Source organism: Domibacillus sp. 8LH (assembly GCF_038806185.1).
Taxonomy (GTDB): Bacteria; Bacillota; Bacilli; order Bacillales; family Domibacillaceae; genus Domibacillus; species Domibacillus indicus_A.
Map to the genome: position 1 here is coordinate 323,605 of NZ_JAVJNG010000002.1, position 15,546 is coordinate 339,150.

18 protein-coding genes are annotated in these 15,546 nt (G+C 46.8%); 14 read left to right on the top strand and 4 right to left on the bottom strand.

Annotated elements, in window-relative coordinates; translation table 11 throughout:
- Window positions 1–7 precede the first annotated feature (7 nt).
- The 4 genes from RG959_RS05140 (at window position 8) to spoIID (ending at window position 3,502) form a co-directional block, all read left to right on the top strand.
- Window positions 8–415 carry a F0F1 ATP synthase subunit epsilon gene (locus RG959_RS05140; RefSeq protein ID WP_242232768.1) on the top strand — a complete coding sequence of 136 codons (408 nt, stop codon included), beginning with the start codon at window positions 8–10 and terminating at the stop codon, window positions 413–415.
- A gap of 61 nt (window positions 416–476) precedes the next feature.
- The gene (locus tag RG959_RS05145) at window positions 477–857 is read left to right on the top strand and encodes a DUF1146 family protein (RefSeq protein WP_342796208.1); all 381 of its coding nucleotides are present in this window, start codon (window positions 477–479) and stop codon (window positions 855–857) included.
- Window positions 858–1,164: 307 nt separating this feature from the next.
- Window positions 1,165–2,454: a UDP-N-acetylglucosamine 1-carboxyvinyltransferase gene (gene murA, locus RG959_RS05150; RefSeq protein WP_342796209.1), complete on the top strand. Its 1,290-nt coding sequence runs from the start codon at window positions 1,165–1,167 to the stop codon at window positions 2,452–2,454.
- Window positions 2,455–2,572: 118 nt separating this feature from the next.
- A complete protein-coding gene (gene spoIID / locus RG959_RS05155; RefSeq protein ID WP_342796210.1) occupies window positions 2,573–3,502 on the top strand; it encodes a stage II sporulation protein D in 930 nt (309 codons plus the stop codon).
- Window positions 3,503–3,522: 20 nt separating this feature from the next.
- On the opposite strand, the gene RG959_RS05160 is transcribed toward spoIID, so the two are convergent.
- Window positions 3,523–3,957, bottom strand: a complete 435-nt coding sequence (locus RG959_RS05160) for a VanZ family protein (RefSeq protein WP_342796211.1) — start codon at window positions 3,955–3,957, stop codon at window positions 3,523–3,525.
- 152 nt (window positions 3,958–4,109) lie between these two features.
- Between RG959_RS05160 and RG959_RS05165 the strand changes: the two genes are divergently transcribed.
- The 9 genes from RG959_RS05165 (at window position 4,110) to RG959_RS05205 (ending at window position 9,976) form a co-directional block, all read left to right on the top strand.
- Window positions 4,110–4,766 (top strand): peptidoglycan DD-metalloendopeptidase family protein, encoded by a 657-nt coding sequence (locus tag RG959_RS05165; protein ID WP_342796212.1) that lies wholly within the window; start codon window positions 4,110–4,112, stop codon window positions 4,764–4,766.
- Between the two features lie 121 nt (window positions 4,767–4,887).
- Window positions 4,888–5,139 carry a sporulation transcriptional regulator SpoIIID gene (spoIIID, locus tag RG959_RS05170; RefSeq protein ID WP_251271617.1) on the top strand — a complete coding sequence of 84 codons (252 nt, stop codon included), beginning with the start codon at window positions 4,888–4,890 and terminating at the stop codon, window positions 5,137–5,139.
- Window positions 5,140–5,555: 416 nt separating this feature from the next.
- Window positions 5,556–6,560 carry a rod shape-determining protein gene (gene mreB / locus RG959_RS05175; RefSeq protein WP_251271619.1) on the top strand — a complete coding sequence of 335 codons (1,005 nt, stop codon included), beginning with the start codon at window positions 5,556–5,558 and terminating at the stop codon, window positions 6,558–6,560.
- Window positions 6,561–6,701: 141 nt separating this feature from the next.
- Window positions 6,702–7,502: a flagellar hook-basal body protein gene (locus tag RG959_RS05180; RefSeq protein ID WP_342796425.1), complete on the top strand. Its 801-nt coding sequence runs from the start codon at window positions 6,702–6,704 to the stop codon at window positions 7,500–7,502.
- 13 nt (window positions 7,503–7,515) lie between these two features.
- Complete coding sequence (locus RG959_RS05185; RefSeq protein ID WP_342796213.1) at window positions 7,516–8,304, top strand: flagellar hook-basal body protein; 789 nt, start codon at window positions 7,516–7,518, stop codon at window positions 8,302–8,304.
- 16 nt (window positions 8,305–8,320) lie between these two features.
- Window positions 8,321–8,524, top strand: coding sequence for a DNA-directed RNA polymerase subunit beta (locus RG959_RS05190; protein ID WP_342796214.1), 204 nt, complete (start codon window positions 8,321–8,323; stop codon window positions 8,522–8,524).
- Window positions 8,525–8,537: 13 nt separating this feature from the next.
- Entirely contained in the window at window positions 8,538–8,957 is a 420-nt protein-coding gene (fabZ, locus tag RG959_RS05195; RefSeq protein WP_050183344.1) for a 3-hydroxyacyl-ACP dehydratase FabZ, read from the top strand.
- Between the two features lie 154 nt (window positions 8,958–9,111).
- On the top strand, window positions 9,112–9,426 hold the full coding sequence (locus tag RG959_RS05200; RefSeq protein ID WP_342796215.1) for a hypothetical protein: 315 nt from the start codon (window positions 9,112–9,114) through the stop codon (window positions 9,424–9,426).
- Between the two features lie 145 nt (window positions 9,427–9,571).
- The gene (locus RG959_RS05205) at window positions 9,572–9,976 is read left to right on the top strand and encodes a hypothetical protein (protein WP_342796426.1); all 405 of its coding nucleotides are present in this window, start codon (window positions 9,572–9,574) and stop codon (window positions 9,974–9,976) included.
- A 205-nt stretch (window positions 9,977–10,181) separates the two neighbouring features.
- On the opposite strand, the gene RG959_RS05210 is transcribed toward RG959_RS05205, so the two are convergent.
- Window positions 10,182–10,601 (bottom strand): YwpF family protein, encoded by a 420-nt coding sequence (locus RG959_RS05210; RefSeq protein WP_342796216.1) that lies wholly within the window; start codon window positions 10,599–10,601, stop codon window positions 10,182–10,184.
- Between the two features lie 225 nt (window positions 10,602–10,826).
- On the opposite strand from RG959_RS05210, the gene RG959_RS05215 reads away from it, so the two are divergent.
- Window positions 10,827–11,204 carry a single-stranded DNA-binding protein gene (locus tag RG959_RS05215; protein WP_342796427.1) on the top strand — a complete coding sequence of 126 codons (378 nt, stop codon included), beginning with the start codon at window positions 10,827–10,829 and terminating at the stop codon, window positions 11,202–11,204.
- 207 nt (window positions 11,205–11,411) lie between these two features.
- Here the strand turns inward: RG959_RS05215 and RG959_RS05220 are convergent, their stop codons facing one another.
- Entirely contained in the window at window positions 11,412–14,159 is a 2,748-nt protein-coding gene (locus RG959_RS05220) for a DEAD/DEAH box helicase (protein WP_342796217.1), read from the bottom strand.
- Window positions 14,152–15,453 (bottom strand): hypothetical protein, encoded by a 1,302-nt coding sequence (locus RG959_RS05225; RefSeq protein ID WP_342796218.1) that lies wholly within the window; start codon window positions 15,451–15,453, stop codon window positions 14,152–14,154. The genes RG959_RS05220 and RG959_RS05225 overlap by 8 nt, the downstream gene beginning before the upstream one ends.
- Between the last annotated feature and the right edge of the window lie 93 nt (window positions 15,454–15,546).

Sequence of the window (15,546 nt, forward strand, 5' to 3'; positions counted from 1 at the left end):
TTAAGTTATGAAGACATTTAACGTCAATATCGTCACTCCTGACGGTCCGGTCCTCGATACAACGGTTGAACTCCTTAGTGCAAGAGCACAAAGCGGTGACCTCGGTATCATGGCCGGCCACGTCCCGATGGTCGCTCCCTTACAAATCGGTGTAGTCCGGTTAGTAACAGGCGGCAAGCAATCGGAATTGGTCGCTATCAGCGGCGGCTTTCTCGAAGTTCGTCCGGATCAGGTAACGATATTAGCGCAGGCTGCTGAAAAAGCGGAAAACATCGACCTTTCCCGTGCACAAGAAGCCCAGCGTCGTGCTGAGCAGCGGCTTCAAGACAACCAGGATAACGTCGATTTTAAACGTGCCGAATTGGCATTGAGACGTGCGATAAACCGCATCAATGCTTCTCAAGGAAATTTATAAGAAAAAAGCTGTCCGTCGCTTGGCGATTGTGACAGCTTTTTTCTTATTATAGGGAAGAAAAGTGTTATGGTTTTTTGAGCTGCGCCTGCATTACGCAGCACATGCCTCATTAGATCAGCAGCTTTCAAATGATGACGAACCACTCGCGTTGCAGGCTGCTATCACCTCTTATATACAATCACAATATATTAAATTAAGGAGAAATCATATGATTGAATCATTTGGACAGGAAGCACTGTTCAGTATGTTTCTCAGCCTTTTTTGCATCGGCTTGTCATTCTGGGCGCTGCAGTCGCTCCGGCTTGACCAGCTCTTTCGCAAAAACCAGGTGGCAAGGGCACGAATGCTGTATTTGCTGCTTTCCATTGCGATCGGATCTGCCGTCAGCAGCTTCTTTTTAAACTACCTGCAGTGGGCCCGCCAGCTTCCTTTACTGTTTTAAGCCCGGGTATACGTAGGATACTTGCCTTTTTGGGGAAAATCATTTAAATTGGATGAAGACAATTTGTGAAAAAACAAGCAATTTAGGTTTGTTCTCTCATTAGGCGGGAAAACAAAAAAAGGCGCCTCTTTTGAAATTTTTCACAAAGTCTCTACAAATTGTGAGGAATTTCCCTTGTTAAACAAACAATTTGAATGGTAAACTTTAAGAAGTTTTGTCGAAGTTACGAAAAGACATTGGACAGGACTGGCACGTCAGTCCACTGATTTGAATATGTATAATAGAAAAGGACGCGGAGGGGAACAGTTTGGACAAAATTATCGTCCGCGGCGGCCGTCAGTTGAACGGTACCGTCAAAGTTGAAGGAGCAAAAAATTCGGTGCTGCCGGTTATCGCAGCAACTATGCTTGCAGGAGAAGGAAAGTGTGTCATTCGTGACGTACCTACTTTATCCGATGTATATACAATTAATGAAGTACTACGCCACTTAAATTGCGAAGTCACGTTTGAAAACAATACCGTAACCGTTGATGCGACAAAAGAACTTCTTATTGAAGCGCCATTCGAATACGTTCGTAAAATGCGTGCCTCTGTATTAGTGATGGGCGCACTTTTAGCACGAAATGGGAAAGCACGTGTGGCACTGCCGGGCGGCTGTGCCATTGGGTCGCGTCCCATCGATCAGCACTTAAAAGGGTTTGAAGCAATGGGCGCCCGTGTTAAGGTAGAAAACGGTTTTATCGATGCTGAAACAGATGGACGCTTAAAAGGCGCAAAAATCTATTTGGATTTCCCAAGCGTTGGCGCAACTGAAAACATTATGACAGCTGCTGCGCTGGCAGAAGGGACAACGATCCTTGAGAACGCGGCGAAAGAGCCGGAAATCGTGGATCTTGCAAACTTAATCAACAAAATGGGCGGCAAAGTAATCGGTGCCGGTACAGAAACCATTCGGATTGAAGGCGTTGAGGTCTTGACTGGTGCAGACCACGCCATCATTCCAGACCGTATTGAAGCAGGTACTTTTATGACAGCGGCAGCCATCACAGGCGGAAACGTGCTGATTGAAGGTGCTGTAGCAGAGCATATGTCTTCATTGATCGCTAAAATGCGTGAGATGGGTATCCAAGTCATTGAAGAAAGCAATGGCATTCGTGTAATCGGTCCTGAAAAAATGAAATCGGTCGATATTAAAACGATGCCGCATCCTGGCTTCCCAACAGATATGCAATCTCAAATGATGGCTCTTATGCTGAAAGCAGAAGGAACAGGCGTCATTACCGAAACAGTCTTTGAAAATCGTTTTATGCATGTGGAAGAATTCCGCCGTATGAACGCAAATGCAAAAATTGAAGGCCGTTCCGTTATCATTGACGGTCCATCAGATTTACAGGGAGCGGAGGTAGCAGCAACAGACTTACGTGCTGCGGCAGCGTTGATTATCGCAGGTCTTGTGGCTGACGGCTATACACGCGTTACAGAACTAAAGCATCTTGATCGTGGATACGTGAATTTCCATGGCAAACTTGCGGCGCTTGGTGCGGATATCGAGCGTGTATCAGAAGCAGCAGAAACACCAGTTGCGGTGAAAAGCTGAATTTATCTTTATTCCTACTTTTATGAAAACCGTCTGCAGATGCAGGCGGTTTTTTATGTTCGGTCATAATCATTATAGTCGTGCATATCCCTTTTTATACAGCAAGGAGGGAAATTTGTTGAAAAAGCCGTTTTTCGCTTTTTTACTGATCGTCGTTACAGCTATTGCGATTCCAGCTGCCGGCCTGTGGCTGACGGACGGACAAAAGACGGCGCCAAAGAAGGAGGAGAAAGAGCCGACTGTAGAGGTTATTCGGTCTGACACGCAAAAAACTGAATCTGTTCCGCTTGAGGAGTATGTGGCAGGAGTAGTAGCAGCTGAAATGCCGGCTTCTTTTGAGAAAGAAGCGTTAAAAGCCCAGGCTGTCGCAGCGCGTACCTTTATTTTAACGGAAACGCTGAAAGGGCAGGACGTAACGGATACCGTAGATGACCAGGTATTTAAAGATGAAGATGACCAGAAAAAAATGTGGGGAGCCGATTTTAAGAAAAACAAAGCGAAGATTGAAGAGGCTGCAGATGAAACAGAAGGGGAAGTACTCGTTTATGATGGACAACCAATTACAGCTGCATTTTTTTCCTCTGGCAATGGACAGACGGAAAATGCTGAAGAATACTGGCAGTCAGCAGCCCCCTATTTAATCAGTGTCGCGAGTCCATGGGATGAATCTGCCCCTAATTTTGAACAAGAACTCGTTCTGACCAAACAAGAAGTAGAGGAAAAGCTGGATGTGTCTCTGCCTTCATCGGGGGAAGTCGGTACGGTAATGGATAAAACAACTGGCGGGCGTATCGGCAGCATTTTAATTGACGGCCAATCATTTACAGGCCGGGAAATAAGAGAAGCCCTTGGTCTGCCTTCTGCGGACTTTAACATGACGGTTAAAGGCAGCGATGTGATCGTAGAAACGAAAGGATATGGACACGGAGTGGGGATGAGCCAATACGGAGCTAACGGGATGGCAAAAGAAGGGGAAAACTACAAGGATATTACAGCCCATTATTATCCGGGTGCTCAAATAGCAGATGTTCAGTCTTTCTTAAAATAAACGAAAAAACACGTCCGCATTTACTGCGGACGTGTCCATTCACCGAAGCCTGCCAGCCAGCGGCCGATACGTGATTTGCGCTCGAAATAAAAATAATTAACGGCTAAAAACGCAATCGTAACACCGGTTACGTCTTTGACTGCATCAATAAGCGTAGCCGACCGGTACGGTACGAATGCTTGATGAATTTCGTCAGTCAGTCCGTAAAAAGAAGCAAACATTGCTGCAGCCAGGCTGGTAAGTGGCGTCAGCTTTCCATTTGCTAAAAGAGCAAGCACAATCAGGCCGTACAAAATGGCAAATTCAACAAGGTGAAGTGATTCTTTTATAAATAAGTCTACTTTATTATTCGGTAAATCCATAATTGTATCGTGCGGAAGCCCTGACATGATCCAAATAGCAACCATATATAAAACAGGCAGTCCCGTCATTAAAAACCGAATTCCTTTTTTCACTTCCACACCTCCATCTTCCTCTTTGATTTTACCATTCCAACGCAGTGAGAACCTTTATGATTGTGGCATTTTTCGTACGATTTAGGGAATTTTATGGCATAAGTGTATAAAAAACCATCTGCCTGTCCAAAATGGTTGTCGAGGTGATAACTATGAAAGAGGGCGGCAAAAAAACACTCCCCCCAAAATTAAAAGACTTCTTTATGAAGCGGCGGGCACTGCCTGTGATTTATCTTGCTTGTGCTATTTTATTGATTTCAAGTCTTATGTTTTACGAAGTAATGAAGCCTGAAAAGAAAGAGGATGCGGCCGTGTTTGATCAGCCGGCGGAAAGCGTGAATGGCACTGTCGAGACGGAACAGATGATCATGCCAGTTGTAGAAGGAGCGATTGCGAAAACCGCTTTTTACGATTCAAAAGCAAAAGCAGCCCAGCAGGAAGAAGCGCTCGTTGTATTTAACGACACCTACTACGAAAGTACGGGTGTAGACTATGCGCTTGAAAATGGAAAAACTTTTGCCGTATCCGCACCGCTTTCCGGAACGGTTACGGATATACGGGAAGATGCATTCATTGGGAATTACATTGAAATTGACCATGGCAATGGGGCAGTCAGCACATTCCAATCGATCAAGGATATTCAAGTGAAAAAAGATGACAAGGTCAGCCAGGGACAAAAAATTGGCGAGGCCGGACGCAGCATTCTCAACGAATCAGCGGGTATTCACGTTCACTTTGAAATGACCAAAGATGGCGACCTGATAAATCCATCCGCGCTCTATGGAAAGGCCGTCAGTGAATGGAAATGAATATTTCCCAGGGAATGCGCATACTGTTAGTAAAAAGAAATGGGTCTACTTTCATTCGATGAAACCTATGGCCGAACCATTCGACACCACTCATCCCGTTTCCGCTGAAGGAGGCGTGTGCGTGCGCGAATACATCAAAGAAAGAGCGCTGAAGGCCGGGAAATATATCGTGGAAACAAACAAAACGGTCCGGGACATTGCAAAGGAATTCGGCATTTCAAAAAGCACCGTCCATAAAGATCTAACGGAACGGCTGCCGAATGTAAACCCGGAGCTGTCCGCTCGTGTCGAGCATATTTTGCACTATCATAAATCTGTCCGGCACCTGCGGGGAGGAGAAGCGACTAAGCAAAAGTGGAAGCGGTCTGTTTAACACTCAATGTCAATATGACTTTGGGCGCTGGCTGCTGAAGCTAAGATGAAGCAAAAGCGAAAGCAGTCCATGTAAGCTCGACTGGCATCAGCAGCATCAGCAGCGGTATTCTTGGACGCACAGCTGATGATACTTATGACTTCGAGACTGGCTGCTGGAGTCAAGATGAAGCAAAAGTGGAACTGGCCTGTCTGGGCTCACGCAGCACAAATTGGGAACTGACATTCAAATGTTCTGATTGTTGAAACCTACTACTAAAAAAGGACGTCTCTATTTTAAAAGAGCGTCCTTTTTTCATGGGCAAAAACGGATATTCATTGTCCATACTTTCCTAAATATATGGTAAAATAGATATTTGGAGCAAAAAAGCTACTTTCATATAAGCATAGATAAAGCATATTCAGGGGGAATAAAGCATGTTATCAAGGGATATTGGAATTGATCTTGGCACAGCTAACGTTTTGATTCACGTAAAAGGACAAGGAATTGTCCTAAACGAACCATCTGTTGTCGCACTGGACCGAAGCACAAATAAAGTGCTTGCAGTAGGAGAAGAAGCTTATCAAATGGTCGGCCGGACACCGGGCAATATCGTAGCCATTCGTCCGCTTCGCGATGGAGTCATTGCCGATTTTGATGTAACCGAATCGATGCTGAGGCACTTTATTAATAAACTAAATGTAAAAGGCTTTCTATCAAAGCCGCGTATTTTAATTTGCTGCCCGACACAAATTACGGCAGTAGAGCAAAAAGCCATTCGTGAAGCAGCGGAAAAAAGCGGAGGAAAAACCGTTTATCTGGAAGAAGAGCCGAAGGTGGCGGCTGTTGGCGCTGGCATGGATATTTTTGAGCCGAGCGGAAACATGGTAATTGACATCGGCGGCGGTACGACGGACGTAGCGGTTTTGTCGCTGGGTGCGATTGTTACAGCTGAGTCGATTAAAGTGGCCGGCAACACATTCGACGCTGACATTATGAACTATGTGAAAAAGCAGTACAAGCTCTTGATTGGTGAGCGGACAGCAGAAGCGATTAAAATCAACGTCGGAACGGTATATCCAGGTTCGCGTAATGAAGAAATGGAAATTCGCGGGCGTGACATTATGACAGGACTGCCAAAAATTTTAACAATTACTTCTGTAGAAATTGAAGGGGCATTGCGTGAATCTGTTGCGCAAATTGTCCAGGCCTCTAAAAATGTACTTGAGCAGACCCCTCCTGAATTGTCTGCTGATATTATCGACCGCGGTGTGATGCTGACAGGCGGCGGAGCTCTTTTGCACGGCATCGACCAATTAATGGCGGACGAATTAAAGGTACCAGTATTTGTGGCTGAGAACCCAATGGACTGTGTAGCCATCGGCACAGGTGTTATGCTTGAGAGCATGGATCGGATTTCTTCCAAAAAAAGAAAAATATGAACAAATAAAGCTGCTTTTTATAAGCAGCTTTATTTATTTTCCCTCAAACTGTCTATTTTTCTTATTATTTTCTGTTAATGCAGTGGGTGCCATTGTATAATGAAGACGGCATCTATTGCTAAAAAAATTGAGGTGAAAAAGTTGTTTAAAGGGTTTTACACTGCTGCCTCAGGCATGATTGCCCAGCAGCGGCGCACTGAAATTTTAACGAACAACATGTCAAATGCGAATACACCGGGCTACAAAGCAGACCAGACGAGTGTAAGAGCTTTTCCGGAAATGCTTTTAAAGCGGATGGATAAAACATCTATACCGGTCGAAAATAAATTAAATGTGCCGCTTGAGCCGCAAATCGGCGCGCTCAATACTGGCGTCTACTTACAAGAAACAATGCCTAATTTCCGTCAGGGTGATGTTCGGGAAACAGGGCTGAAAACAGATCTTGCTTTGCAGGGAGAGTCTGTTTTCTTTGCCGTTCAAAACGGAGCCGGTGAACCGCGTTATACAAGAAATGGAAACTTTACACTGGATTTGGAAGGATACTTAACAACAGCCTCTGGCTTCTACGTACAAGATACAGAAGGACGCCGGATTCAGCTGTCTTCTGATCAATTTGAAGTAGACAGCTCAGGCCGAATCACGGAAAATGGACAGCAGGTGGCACAAATCGGTGTTGCCTATGCCGAAAACCCAAATGATTTAATGAAAGAGGGAGACGGCCTGTACCGGATTGATGGAGCAGCTCTTCCAAATGCGTTCGAGAGCGAGGACGCCGTGTTTTCTATTCAGCAGGCGGCCCTAGAAGGATCCAATACGGATACAGCTCGAACGATGACCGATATGATGACAGCTTACCGTTCATTTGAAGCAAACCAGAAGGTGCTGACTGCTTACGACCGCAGCATGGAAAAAGCGGCGAACGAAATCGGGCGCGTAACGTAAAGGAGAACGCAGAATGAACAGAACTATGATCAATGCGGTCAATACGATGTCACAGCTTCAAAAAAAGATGGACGTAACGAGCAATAACATCGCGAACATCAATACAGCAGGATACAAACGAAGCGAAGCCACGTTTGCCGATTTGATTCATCAGCAGGCCAATAATATGGAACCGCAAAGCGAAGACGTAGGAAGACTGACGCCATATGGCCTCCGTCTTGGGGTCGGTGCCCAGATGGCGCAGGCGCAAATGGTTGGAACGCAGGGCACGCTGCAGCAGACAGGACGCACATTGGATATTGCCCTATCCAAGCCGAATCAGTTTTTTAAAGTGCTGGTAGAGGATGAGCAGGGCAACAACCGCGTACATTACACACGAGACGGCTCGCTTTCTGTGACACCGGCTGGCGGAGGCAATGTGATGCTCGTCACATCGGAAGGATACCCCGTTCTTGATGAACGGGATAACCCGATTGTGCTGCCTGAGAATGAAATGGAAAACCAGGCAGGGGTCCTGGTTGGGCTCGTTCAAGTAGACAAGCCGCAATTTTTAGAGCGGGCGTCCCAAAATTTGCTTGTGCTGCCGGAGAACCCGGCTACAGCCGAAAATCAAATTCTGCGTAATTTGAATGCGGCTGAGCGCCAGCAGGCGGGTATTCAAACAGGGGCCCTTGAAATGTCCAATGTTGACTTTTCAAAGGAAATGAGCGACCTGATGGTTACCCAGCGCTCTTATCAATTCCAATCAAAGGCGATTTCAATCGCTGATCAAATGCTTGGCTTAATTAACGGGGTCAGATAAAGGGGAAGGATTAATTGTGACAAATGGATTGAAGCGGACGAAACAAACCCGCCTCACCCCCCTTGGCAGATTTGTTTTGTCATTGTTTTTCATTGTCCTGACCGCCATTATCGGTGCGCTGATTGGATACAGTATTATCGGGAATGGAAACCCGATCGACGTATTTAAATGGGACACGTGGATGAATTTATATGACGTAGTCGTAAACAGTCTTTTTTAAGGTGGGTGCTAGTATGGATATTCGTGAAATTAAAGAAACAATTCCGCATCGCTATCCGTTTCTGCTTGTAGACCGGATTCTTGAGGTCGAGGAAGGAAAGCGTGCGGTCGGCATTAAAAACGTGACCGCCAATGAAGAATTTTTTAATGGTCATTTTCCGGACTATCCGGTTATGCCGGGCGTATTAATCGTGGAAGCACTGGCGCAGGTAGGTGCAGTCGCGATGTTGAAAAAAGAAGAAAACAAAGGCCGTCTTGCTTTTTTCGCCGGCATCGATAACTGCCGGTTTAAACGGCAGGTTGTCCCGGGCGATCAGCTTCGCCTTGAGGTGGAGATGACACGCCTGCGCGGCTCGATTGGAAAAGCAAAAGCGACAGCGACAGTAGACGGAGAGCTTGTTTGTGAAGCAGACTTAATGTTTGCTTTGGAATAGAGGAAAGCGGTGCTGCCATTTTATATATGGCAGCACCGCTTTTTATTTTATACTTGTGCCTCTTTTATAAAAAAACGGATATTTTGACCAATTGCGGGAAACAATACATCACGTAAGAGGATCAATTCTACAGAAATGAAAGGGGCTTTTTTAGATGAATGCAAAGTTATTTAAATTAGTGGGCGGTTCTTTGCTTGCGACGATGATTTTAGCTGGGTGCGGCGGCGGCCAGGATGAGGAAGAGCAGCAGGAGGATCAGCAGGAACAGCAGGATAATGGCACCGATACGCAAAATGACGTGATGGATGGCGAACAGGATATAGAGGAAGATGTGAATGAAGGCGAGCAGGATGTAGAAGAAGGTGTGGATCAAGGCGAGCAGGATCTGCAAGAGAACATTGATGAAGGTCAGAATGATCTGGAAGATAACGGAAACAACAACAATAACAACAATAACAACAACCAATAATCAAAAGAAAGCATCGGGCGCCAGCGTCTCCGGTGCTTCTTTTATTAACAAAAAATTTTGTCACCGGTTCAAAAGTATGATAGAGTATAAGAGTTATTATTCTAAAGAAGTCAATGAGGCTATTTCTAGGAGGTACCTATTGGCAATGTCCATCTTAAGTGGTTTATCACACGGTATTAAAATTAGCATTACCCGTTCCATTACAACGGCGTTTGAACAATATATGGCCAATATCATGTGGGAGGAAGAAGCCTATAGCCCCGCTGATTTCATGAAGGAATGGCAGAGCTATATTCATAAGCATGCTTCCTGGTATCATGATGTGCCGGACGATGTGAAAAACGATCCGCGGTTTCATGAAGAGCTGGCTGGTAAAATCAATCAAGTCGTCGTAAAAATTTTCTCGGAAGAACCAACAGCCGAGCAAATTGAGACATTGAATGCACAGCAGGAAAAGCTTGGAACCGATTACGATTTCTCATGTAAAGCGGAAGCCCGTTTTTATATTGATTTTTTAAATGAATACGAAAAAAAAAAGCCGAAGGGCTAAGTCCGGCCGATGAACAGGACTTAGCACTGGCTTCGCTGCTGTATGCCGAGGTGTATGATGAAAATCTGCCGATGCAGTCATACACAAAACAGGATATCTCTTATATTATCCAGCTGCTTCAGCAGACGCTTCAAACTGGCCAGGACGGACTCCGGTCGGATATTATTCATTGATTGAACGCTTCCCCTGAAAGGGAGGCGTTTTTTTATTGCTCTACTTTGGGGCGGCTGTGGAGAGCTTCTGTAAACGCCTTAAGCAGCTCGTCACCAGAAAGGCCTTCTTCTACAAGCGAATGAAGAACCTGCTTGGCATATTCGTTTCGCATCTGACGCAGCTGTGCATCAAATAAAATACTTGTACCATTCTCCAAAAGCTCGAAGGAACGGATCGATACGGTAAACATCGCCGGGTCATTGCCCCGATGTGAAATAGCGACACGTGCTGTCAGCTGCTCATCCTGTTCGAAAGTACGGACCAGCTGTACATCTTCTTCTTGTAAAAACAGCTCGATCAGCCATGAGCGCTGTTCATCTTCACGGTTAATAATGAGGCCGTCCTGAAGCGGGACTGGAATCATCTCTCCCATTTTTTCGAAAAAAAAGGCTGCTACTTTAAAGGTTTTCAAGTCGTTCACGCTCCTCTCAAGAAAGCGATTTATTAAAGAAAGTATAACAAGAATTAAACGAAAAATCATTTTTTGACCAAAATGGATCGCCTTCCATCAAACAGGAAAGAAAAATATTCCCCATAATTAACTTGAAAATGGGAAGAACATAAAGGAAATGACCTTTGTGAAAACCCATGTTTTTCCTTTATGCTAAAGCCAGCCCAACGGAAGGAGGGGAGCGAGCTGATAAATCAAGTGACGCTTGTCGGCAGACTGACAAAGCATCCAGAGGTGAAACATACAACAGACGGAACACCGCTTTTACAGACAACGATTGCGGTCAACCGGCCGTATCGAAATGCAAAAGGCGAAACAGACACTGATTTTATTTACTGCACAGTCTGGGGACGCCTGGCTGAAACGGCAGCCAAGTACAGTGAAAAAGGTTCTTTGGTTGCTGTACTCGGTTCGATTCAAACGCGCAGCTATAAAGACTCAAGCGGTAAAACCATTTATGTCACGGAAGTGCTTGTCCAGACGATTCGTTTTCTCAGTAAAAAGCAGGCTGACACGCAGACGGGCGAATTGCCCGGCGTCATTCAAACTGTACCGTTAATTTAGAGGTGAACCATGACAGAGCGAGTTGAACGTGTGATCGAAGATGTGATTTTTCAGCTGGGCAAAGCAAAAGCCATTATTTATCAGCTTGAAGAACGAATTCAAAGATTAGAACAGCAGGAGAAAAAGTAAAGGGCAGCCCGTCTTGGCTGCCCCAGTCCCCTCATATCCCCATAACGGCGCCCGCCGCGTACCCCGCCTGCCATTCCTCTAGCGCAGGGCGGGGTTTTTATCTAAAGTAAACAATTCCGCAAGCTCCCGATCGGTCATGCTGGCGATAAAAGCACCGCTTTGAATAATTTCGCTGCTTGCCGCCTGCTTTGATTCAATCATGGCGTCAATTTTTTCTTCAATGGTGCCGGTCGTGATAAATTTATGAACGTGGACAAACCGGCTTTGCCCAATTCGGTAAGCCCGGTCGGTTGCCTGGTTTTCAACGGCCGGATTCCACCAGCGGTCGTAATGAATCACATGATTGGCCGCTGTTAAATTCAATCCTGTGCCTCCAGCTTTTAAAGAAAGAAGGAAGAAAGGAAATTCTCCGTTTTGAAACTGCATCACAAGCTTATCCCGCTCCTGCTTTGGCGTAGCTCCGTTTAAGAATGGAACCTCAATGCCAAATGCCCCGGACAGCTCCCGCTGAATCATTTCCCCCATTCCGATATACTGCGTGAAAATCAAGCAGGCTTCTCCTTGTTCATAAATATTACCGGCAAGCTCCATCAGCTTCTCCATTTTCGAAGCGCGTTCCTGCACATCTTCCGGGTCGTCTTCTTTTAAATAAAGAGCCGGATGGCTGCACAGCTGTTTTAATTGATTAAGCAGACGGAGAATCAGGCCCCGGCGTTCAAAAGCGGTCAGCTGGCCAATTTGATCCATCGTTTCACGAACAGCCTGCTCATATAAAACAGCCTGCTCTTTTGAAAGAGGGCAGTATTCTTTTTGCTCGACTTTGTCCGGCAGACCCAGTGCCGCTTCCGGATCTGTTTTCGTCCGCCGCAGCAGAAACGGCCGGATTTTTGCTTGTAAAGCAGCCACTCGCCCGGCATCATGTTCTTTTTCGATCGGTGCCATGTATGTTTTTTGAAACTGTGCCAGAGTGCCGAGCCAGCCCCGGTTTGTAAAGTCAAAAATCGTCCATAGCTCAGATAAGCGGTTTTCCATCGGTGTGCCGGTCAGGGCAATGGCATGGCGGCTTTTCAGCTTCCGAACAGCACGTGACTGTTTTGTGCCGGCATTTTTAATGTTTTGCGCTTCATCCAGTGCCACTGTATTCCATTCTATTTTTTCGAGCGTGTCAAAATCAGAGTGAACAAGTCCATACGTGGTCAGGACAACGTCCGCGTTTGCGATGCTTTCTAAAAATGCTTCACCGCGCGGCCGGTCTTTTCCATAGTAAAGCATCACCGATAAATCGGGTGAGAAGGCGGCAAGCTCACGCTGCCAGTTGCCAAGAACAGATGTCGGGCAAATAATCAGGGCAGGTGTTTCCGGGCGCTCTCTTTTTTCCACATGCAGCAAATAGGAAATAAGCTGAACAGTTTTCCCAAGTCCCATATCATCTGCAAGGCAGGCGCCAAAACCGCATTCCCTCAGGAAAAGCAGCCAGCTCATACCAGCCAGCTGATACGGGCGTAGTTCTCCGTGCAGCTTCTTCGGCGGCGAAAGGAGAGGGATATCCGCACCACTTTTAAGCCGGTCTACCATCGCTTGAAGCGAGCGGTTAAGGCGAATGTGCACACGCGCTGCATCATCCGGGTCCGCAAATTCCTGATTCAGTACATCCACCACAGTTAAGCCTTCCTGTTTGGCGCGCTCCATCAGTGTTTTAATTTTTCGGATCACATCCGGGTCCAGATGAACCCAGCGGCCGTTCGCTTTCACAAGGCGCGAGCCGGCTTCAGCGAGCGCTAAAAATTCTTCTTCTGTCATTTCTGCGCCGCCAAGCGCCACTTTAAAATCAAAATCCAAAATAGCGTTCATGCCGACAAAGGACTGCTTATTGCTATCACGCACGTCTGCGGCAACGGAAACAGCCGCCGAGCGCACAGATTCCCACCAGGGAGGCAGCAGCACCGGTATACCGAGGGCGGTGAGTTTTTCACCACGGTCAGTTAAAAAGGTGATCGCTTCTTCCTCGGATAAGAAACGTTTTAATTCGCCCTCATCATCAAGCTCCGGAAACAGACGAAGCCAGCGTCCAAGCTCTTCCTGCGCCGCTTCCAAAAACGGTTCTGCTGATTTCGGCAATTTTTTATCCAGCTTATACACTTTTTCAGATGGCTTCCTGCGCAGTAAGATCGCCTCAAGCGTCCAGCTTCCGTCATCGGATTGCGGCTCGGATAATCGCAGTCCCGGTTCGAAGGCAGCCGGCTCTCCGTCGGCCAGGTACTCCTTAAGCCGTTCCGCGTCAAAATAACGGTTCAGTTCATCCATCGTCAGCCGGGTGCCGACCGCATCGGTTACCGCTGTGATATTAGGATGTGCCTCTGTTGCAAGAGCGGGGAAAATCCGCTCTACAAACGACTGGCGGCTTTCACCATAAATAGGTTCCCGCCAAAACGATTCGGCAAATTCATCGTATACCTCTTCCGGCACAGTCCATTGCACGCCATCCTCCTGAAAAGAAGGCATCACGTCAAAAACGGCTTCATAAAGAATGGGGGCACATGCGAGGCTGAAATGGCCTGCTTCATCCCACTCAAAGCGGGCAAACCGGTTGAAATGCTCCGCTTTAAAAAGAGACGCCCATTCAAACGGCGTCAGCCGGACAGCCGGCTCTCCGTCTTGTTTAGCGATGGTCAGTTTTGTTCCGTAAAAGCTTTCCGCGTGTCCGCCGAACAGGAGGCGCGTCCAAGAATCAAAAGGCAATGGCGCACCGTTCGCATCCATTGCCCGCAAATAAAAAAAGCCTTGTTCAAATTGTGTAACAAGATGAACCGTTTTAAGATTAATCATCCAACAGCCCGCCTTTTCTGCATTCTTCCTGAAACGCCCGCAGCCGTTTTGTTTCACCAAGGATCCATTCCAGCCAGCGGTCAAATTCGTCCGTTTGTTTTAGTTTTTTATAAATTGTGCGCATCCGTTTCATAAACCGGACGGCTTTTTTATAAGAAGACCGGTTTTTTTCAGCAATAAAACCTCTAATTCCATGATGAAGAAGAGGAAGTGCCAGCTCGGGAGCTTCTTTTACGACACTTTTTAAGCCGGCCCGGTCAAGATCTGTAATATCGGCATCAATGAGCAGCTGTAAGTCCACCCATTCGGCATAGTCGCCGCGGCCAATCAAAAAGTAGCTGAGCGACACATAGCTAAACGGCAGCAGAGAGGTGTACAGCTCCTTGACTAAAAGAGGGGCAAGCTCAGACGCTTCATCCTCCTCGACAAGGCGGATCAGCTGCCGGACAAACAAGCGCCGGCTGTATTCATTTTCAATCGTAAGCAGGCCGTCCCGCGCAAGGGAAGCGGCACCGCGAAGAACAGCTATAAAGCGGCTGGATCTTTTTGACGCCTGCAGCCAGTGGAGAAAATATGGGAAAATATCCGCCGGGGCAGAAGCCGATTGGGCGATAAACTGCTCCATGTCACCAAGCAGATACAGCTGATGCAAATAAGCGGCATGCTGTACAGTACTGCTGCCGGATGCCGGGGCAATTCGCTCAAGCTCTGTTGTCCGCCATTCGGTTCTGGTAAAAAGGGATTCCCACAGTAAACGGTAAATATCAAGCCGTGCCGCCGGAAACTGCTCAAAAGGAAAACCGAGCAGGCGCCCTGCATCCTGGCGCAGCTGTTCAATATAAGATTCAAAAGCAAACGGCAGGGCACTGCCGGTCATTTTTGCAGCGTCATAGGCTTCATCAACAAAATAAAACAGCACATCATAAGCAGCCCGTTCTGCCACTTCCGGTGCGAGGGACGCTTCGTCCAGCTGGTCCGCCAGCGCCGAGAAGGAATAAAACGCCGCAAACAAACGAAAAAGAACAGCCCATTCTCGATCTGAGGGTGTTTTTTTGAGAAGCGCCTGGTAAAGCTCCTTTGCCGCATACTCTGTCTGGTACGGCTCGGCCTTTATTGTTTGGGCTGAAAGACGGGTCCGAAAAGCAGACAGCACAAATTCCTTCCATTCGCCGGCAGAGGTTCCGCTTGAAGGAGCCGGCTTTAAATCGGAAGCCCGCATCACACCCGGAATGGAAAGCAAGTCTGCCCGCTTTGGAGAAGATGAATCAGTAAACAGCGATTTCGCCTTCGTCAAAATAGATGGCACCCTTTCGATTCTGTAAGATTCCTTCATTATAGCACGAAACCGTCCTGGTTAGGCAAGGATAAGGAACATAAGTTCTATTGT

Bases quoted from the DNA above. Each gene is read 5' to 3' on its own strand.
- RG959_RS05140 (WP_242232768.1), top strand. From the start codon at position 8: ATGAAGACATTTAACGTCAATATCGTCACTCCTGACGGTCCGGTCCTC.
- RG959_RS05165 (WP_342796212.1), top strand. From the start codon at position 4,110: ATGAAAGAGGGCGGCAAAAAAACACTCCCCCCAAAATTAAAAGACTTC.
- mreB (WP_251271619.1), top strand. From the start codon at position 5,556: ATGTTATCAAGGGATATTGGAATTGATCTTGGCACAGCTAACGTTTTG.
- RG959_RS05185 (WP_342796213.1), top strand. From the start codon at position 7,516: ATGAACAGAACTATGATCAATGCGGTCAATACGATGTCACAGCTTCAA.
- fabZ (WP_050183344.1), top strand. From the start codon at position 8,538: ATGGATATTCGTGAAATTAAAGAAACAATTCCGCATCGCTATCCGTTT.
- RG959_RS05200 (WP_342796215.1), top strand. From the start codon at position 9,112: ATGAATGCAAAGTTATTTAAATTAGTGGGCGGTTCTTTGCTTGCGACG.
- RG959_RS05205 (WP_342796426.1), top strand. From the start codon at position 9,572: ATGTCCATCTTAAGTGGTTTATCACACGGTATTAAAATTAGCATTACC.
- RG959_RS05220 (WP_342796217.1), bottom strand. From the start codon at position 14,159: ATGATTAATCTTAAAACGGTTCATCTTGTTACACAATTTGAACAAGGC.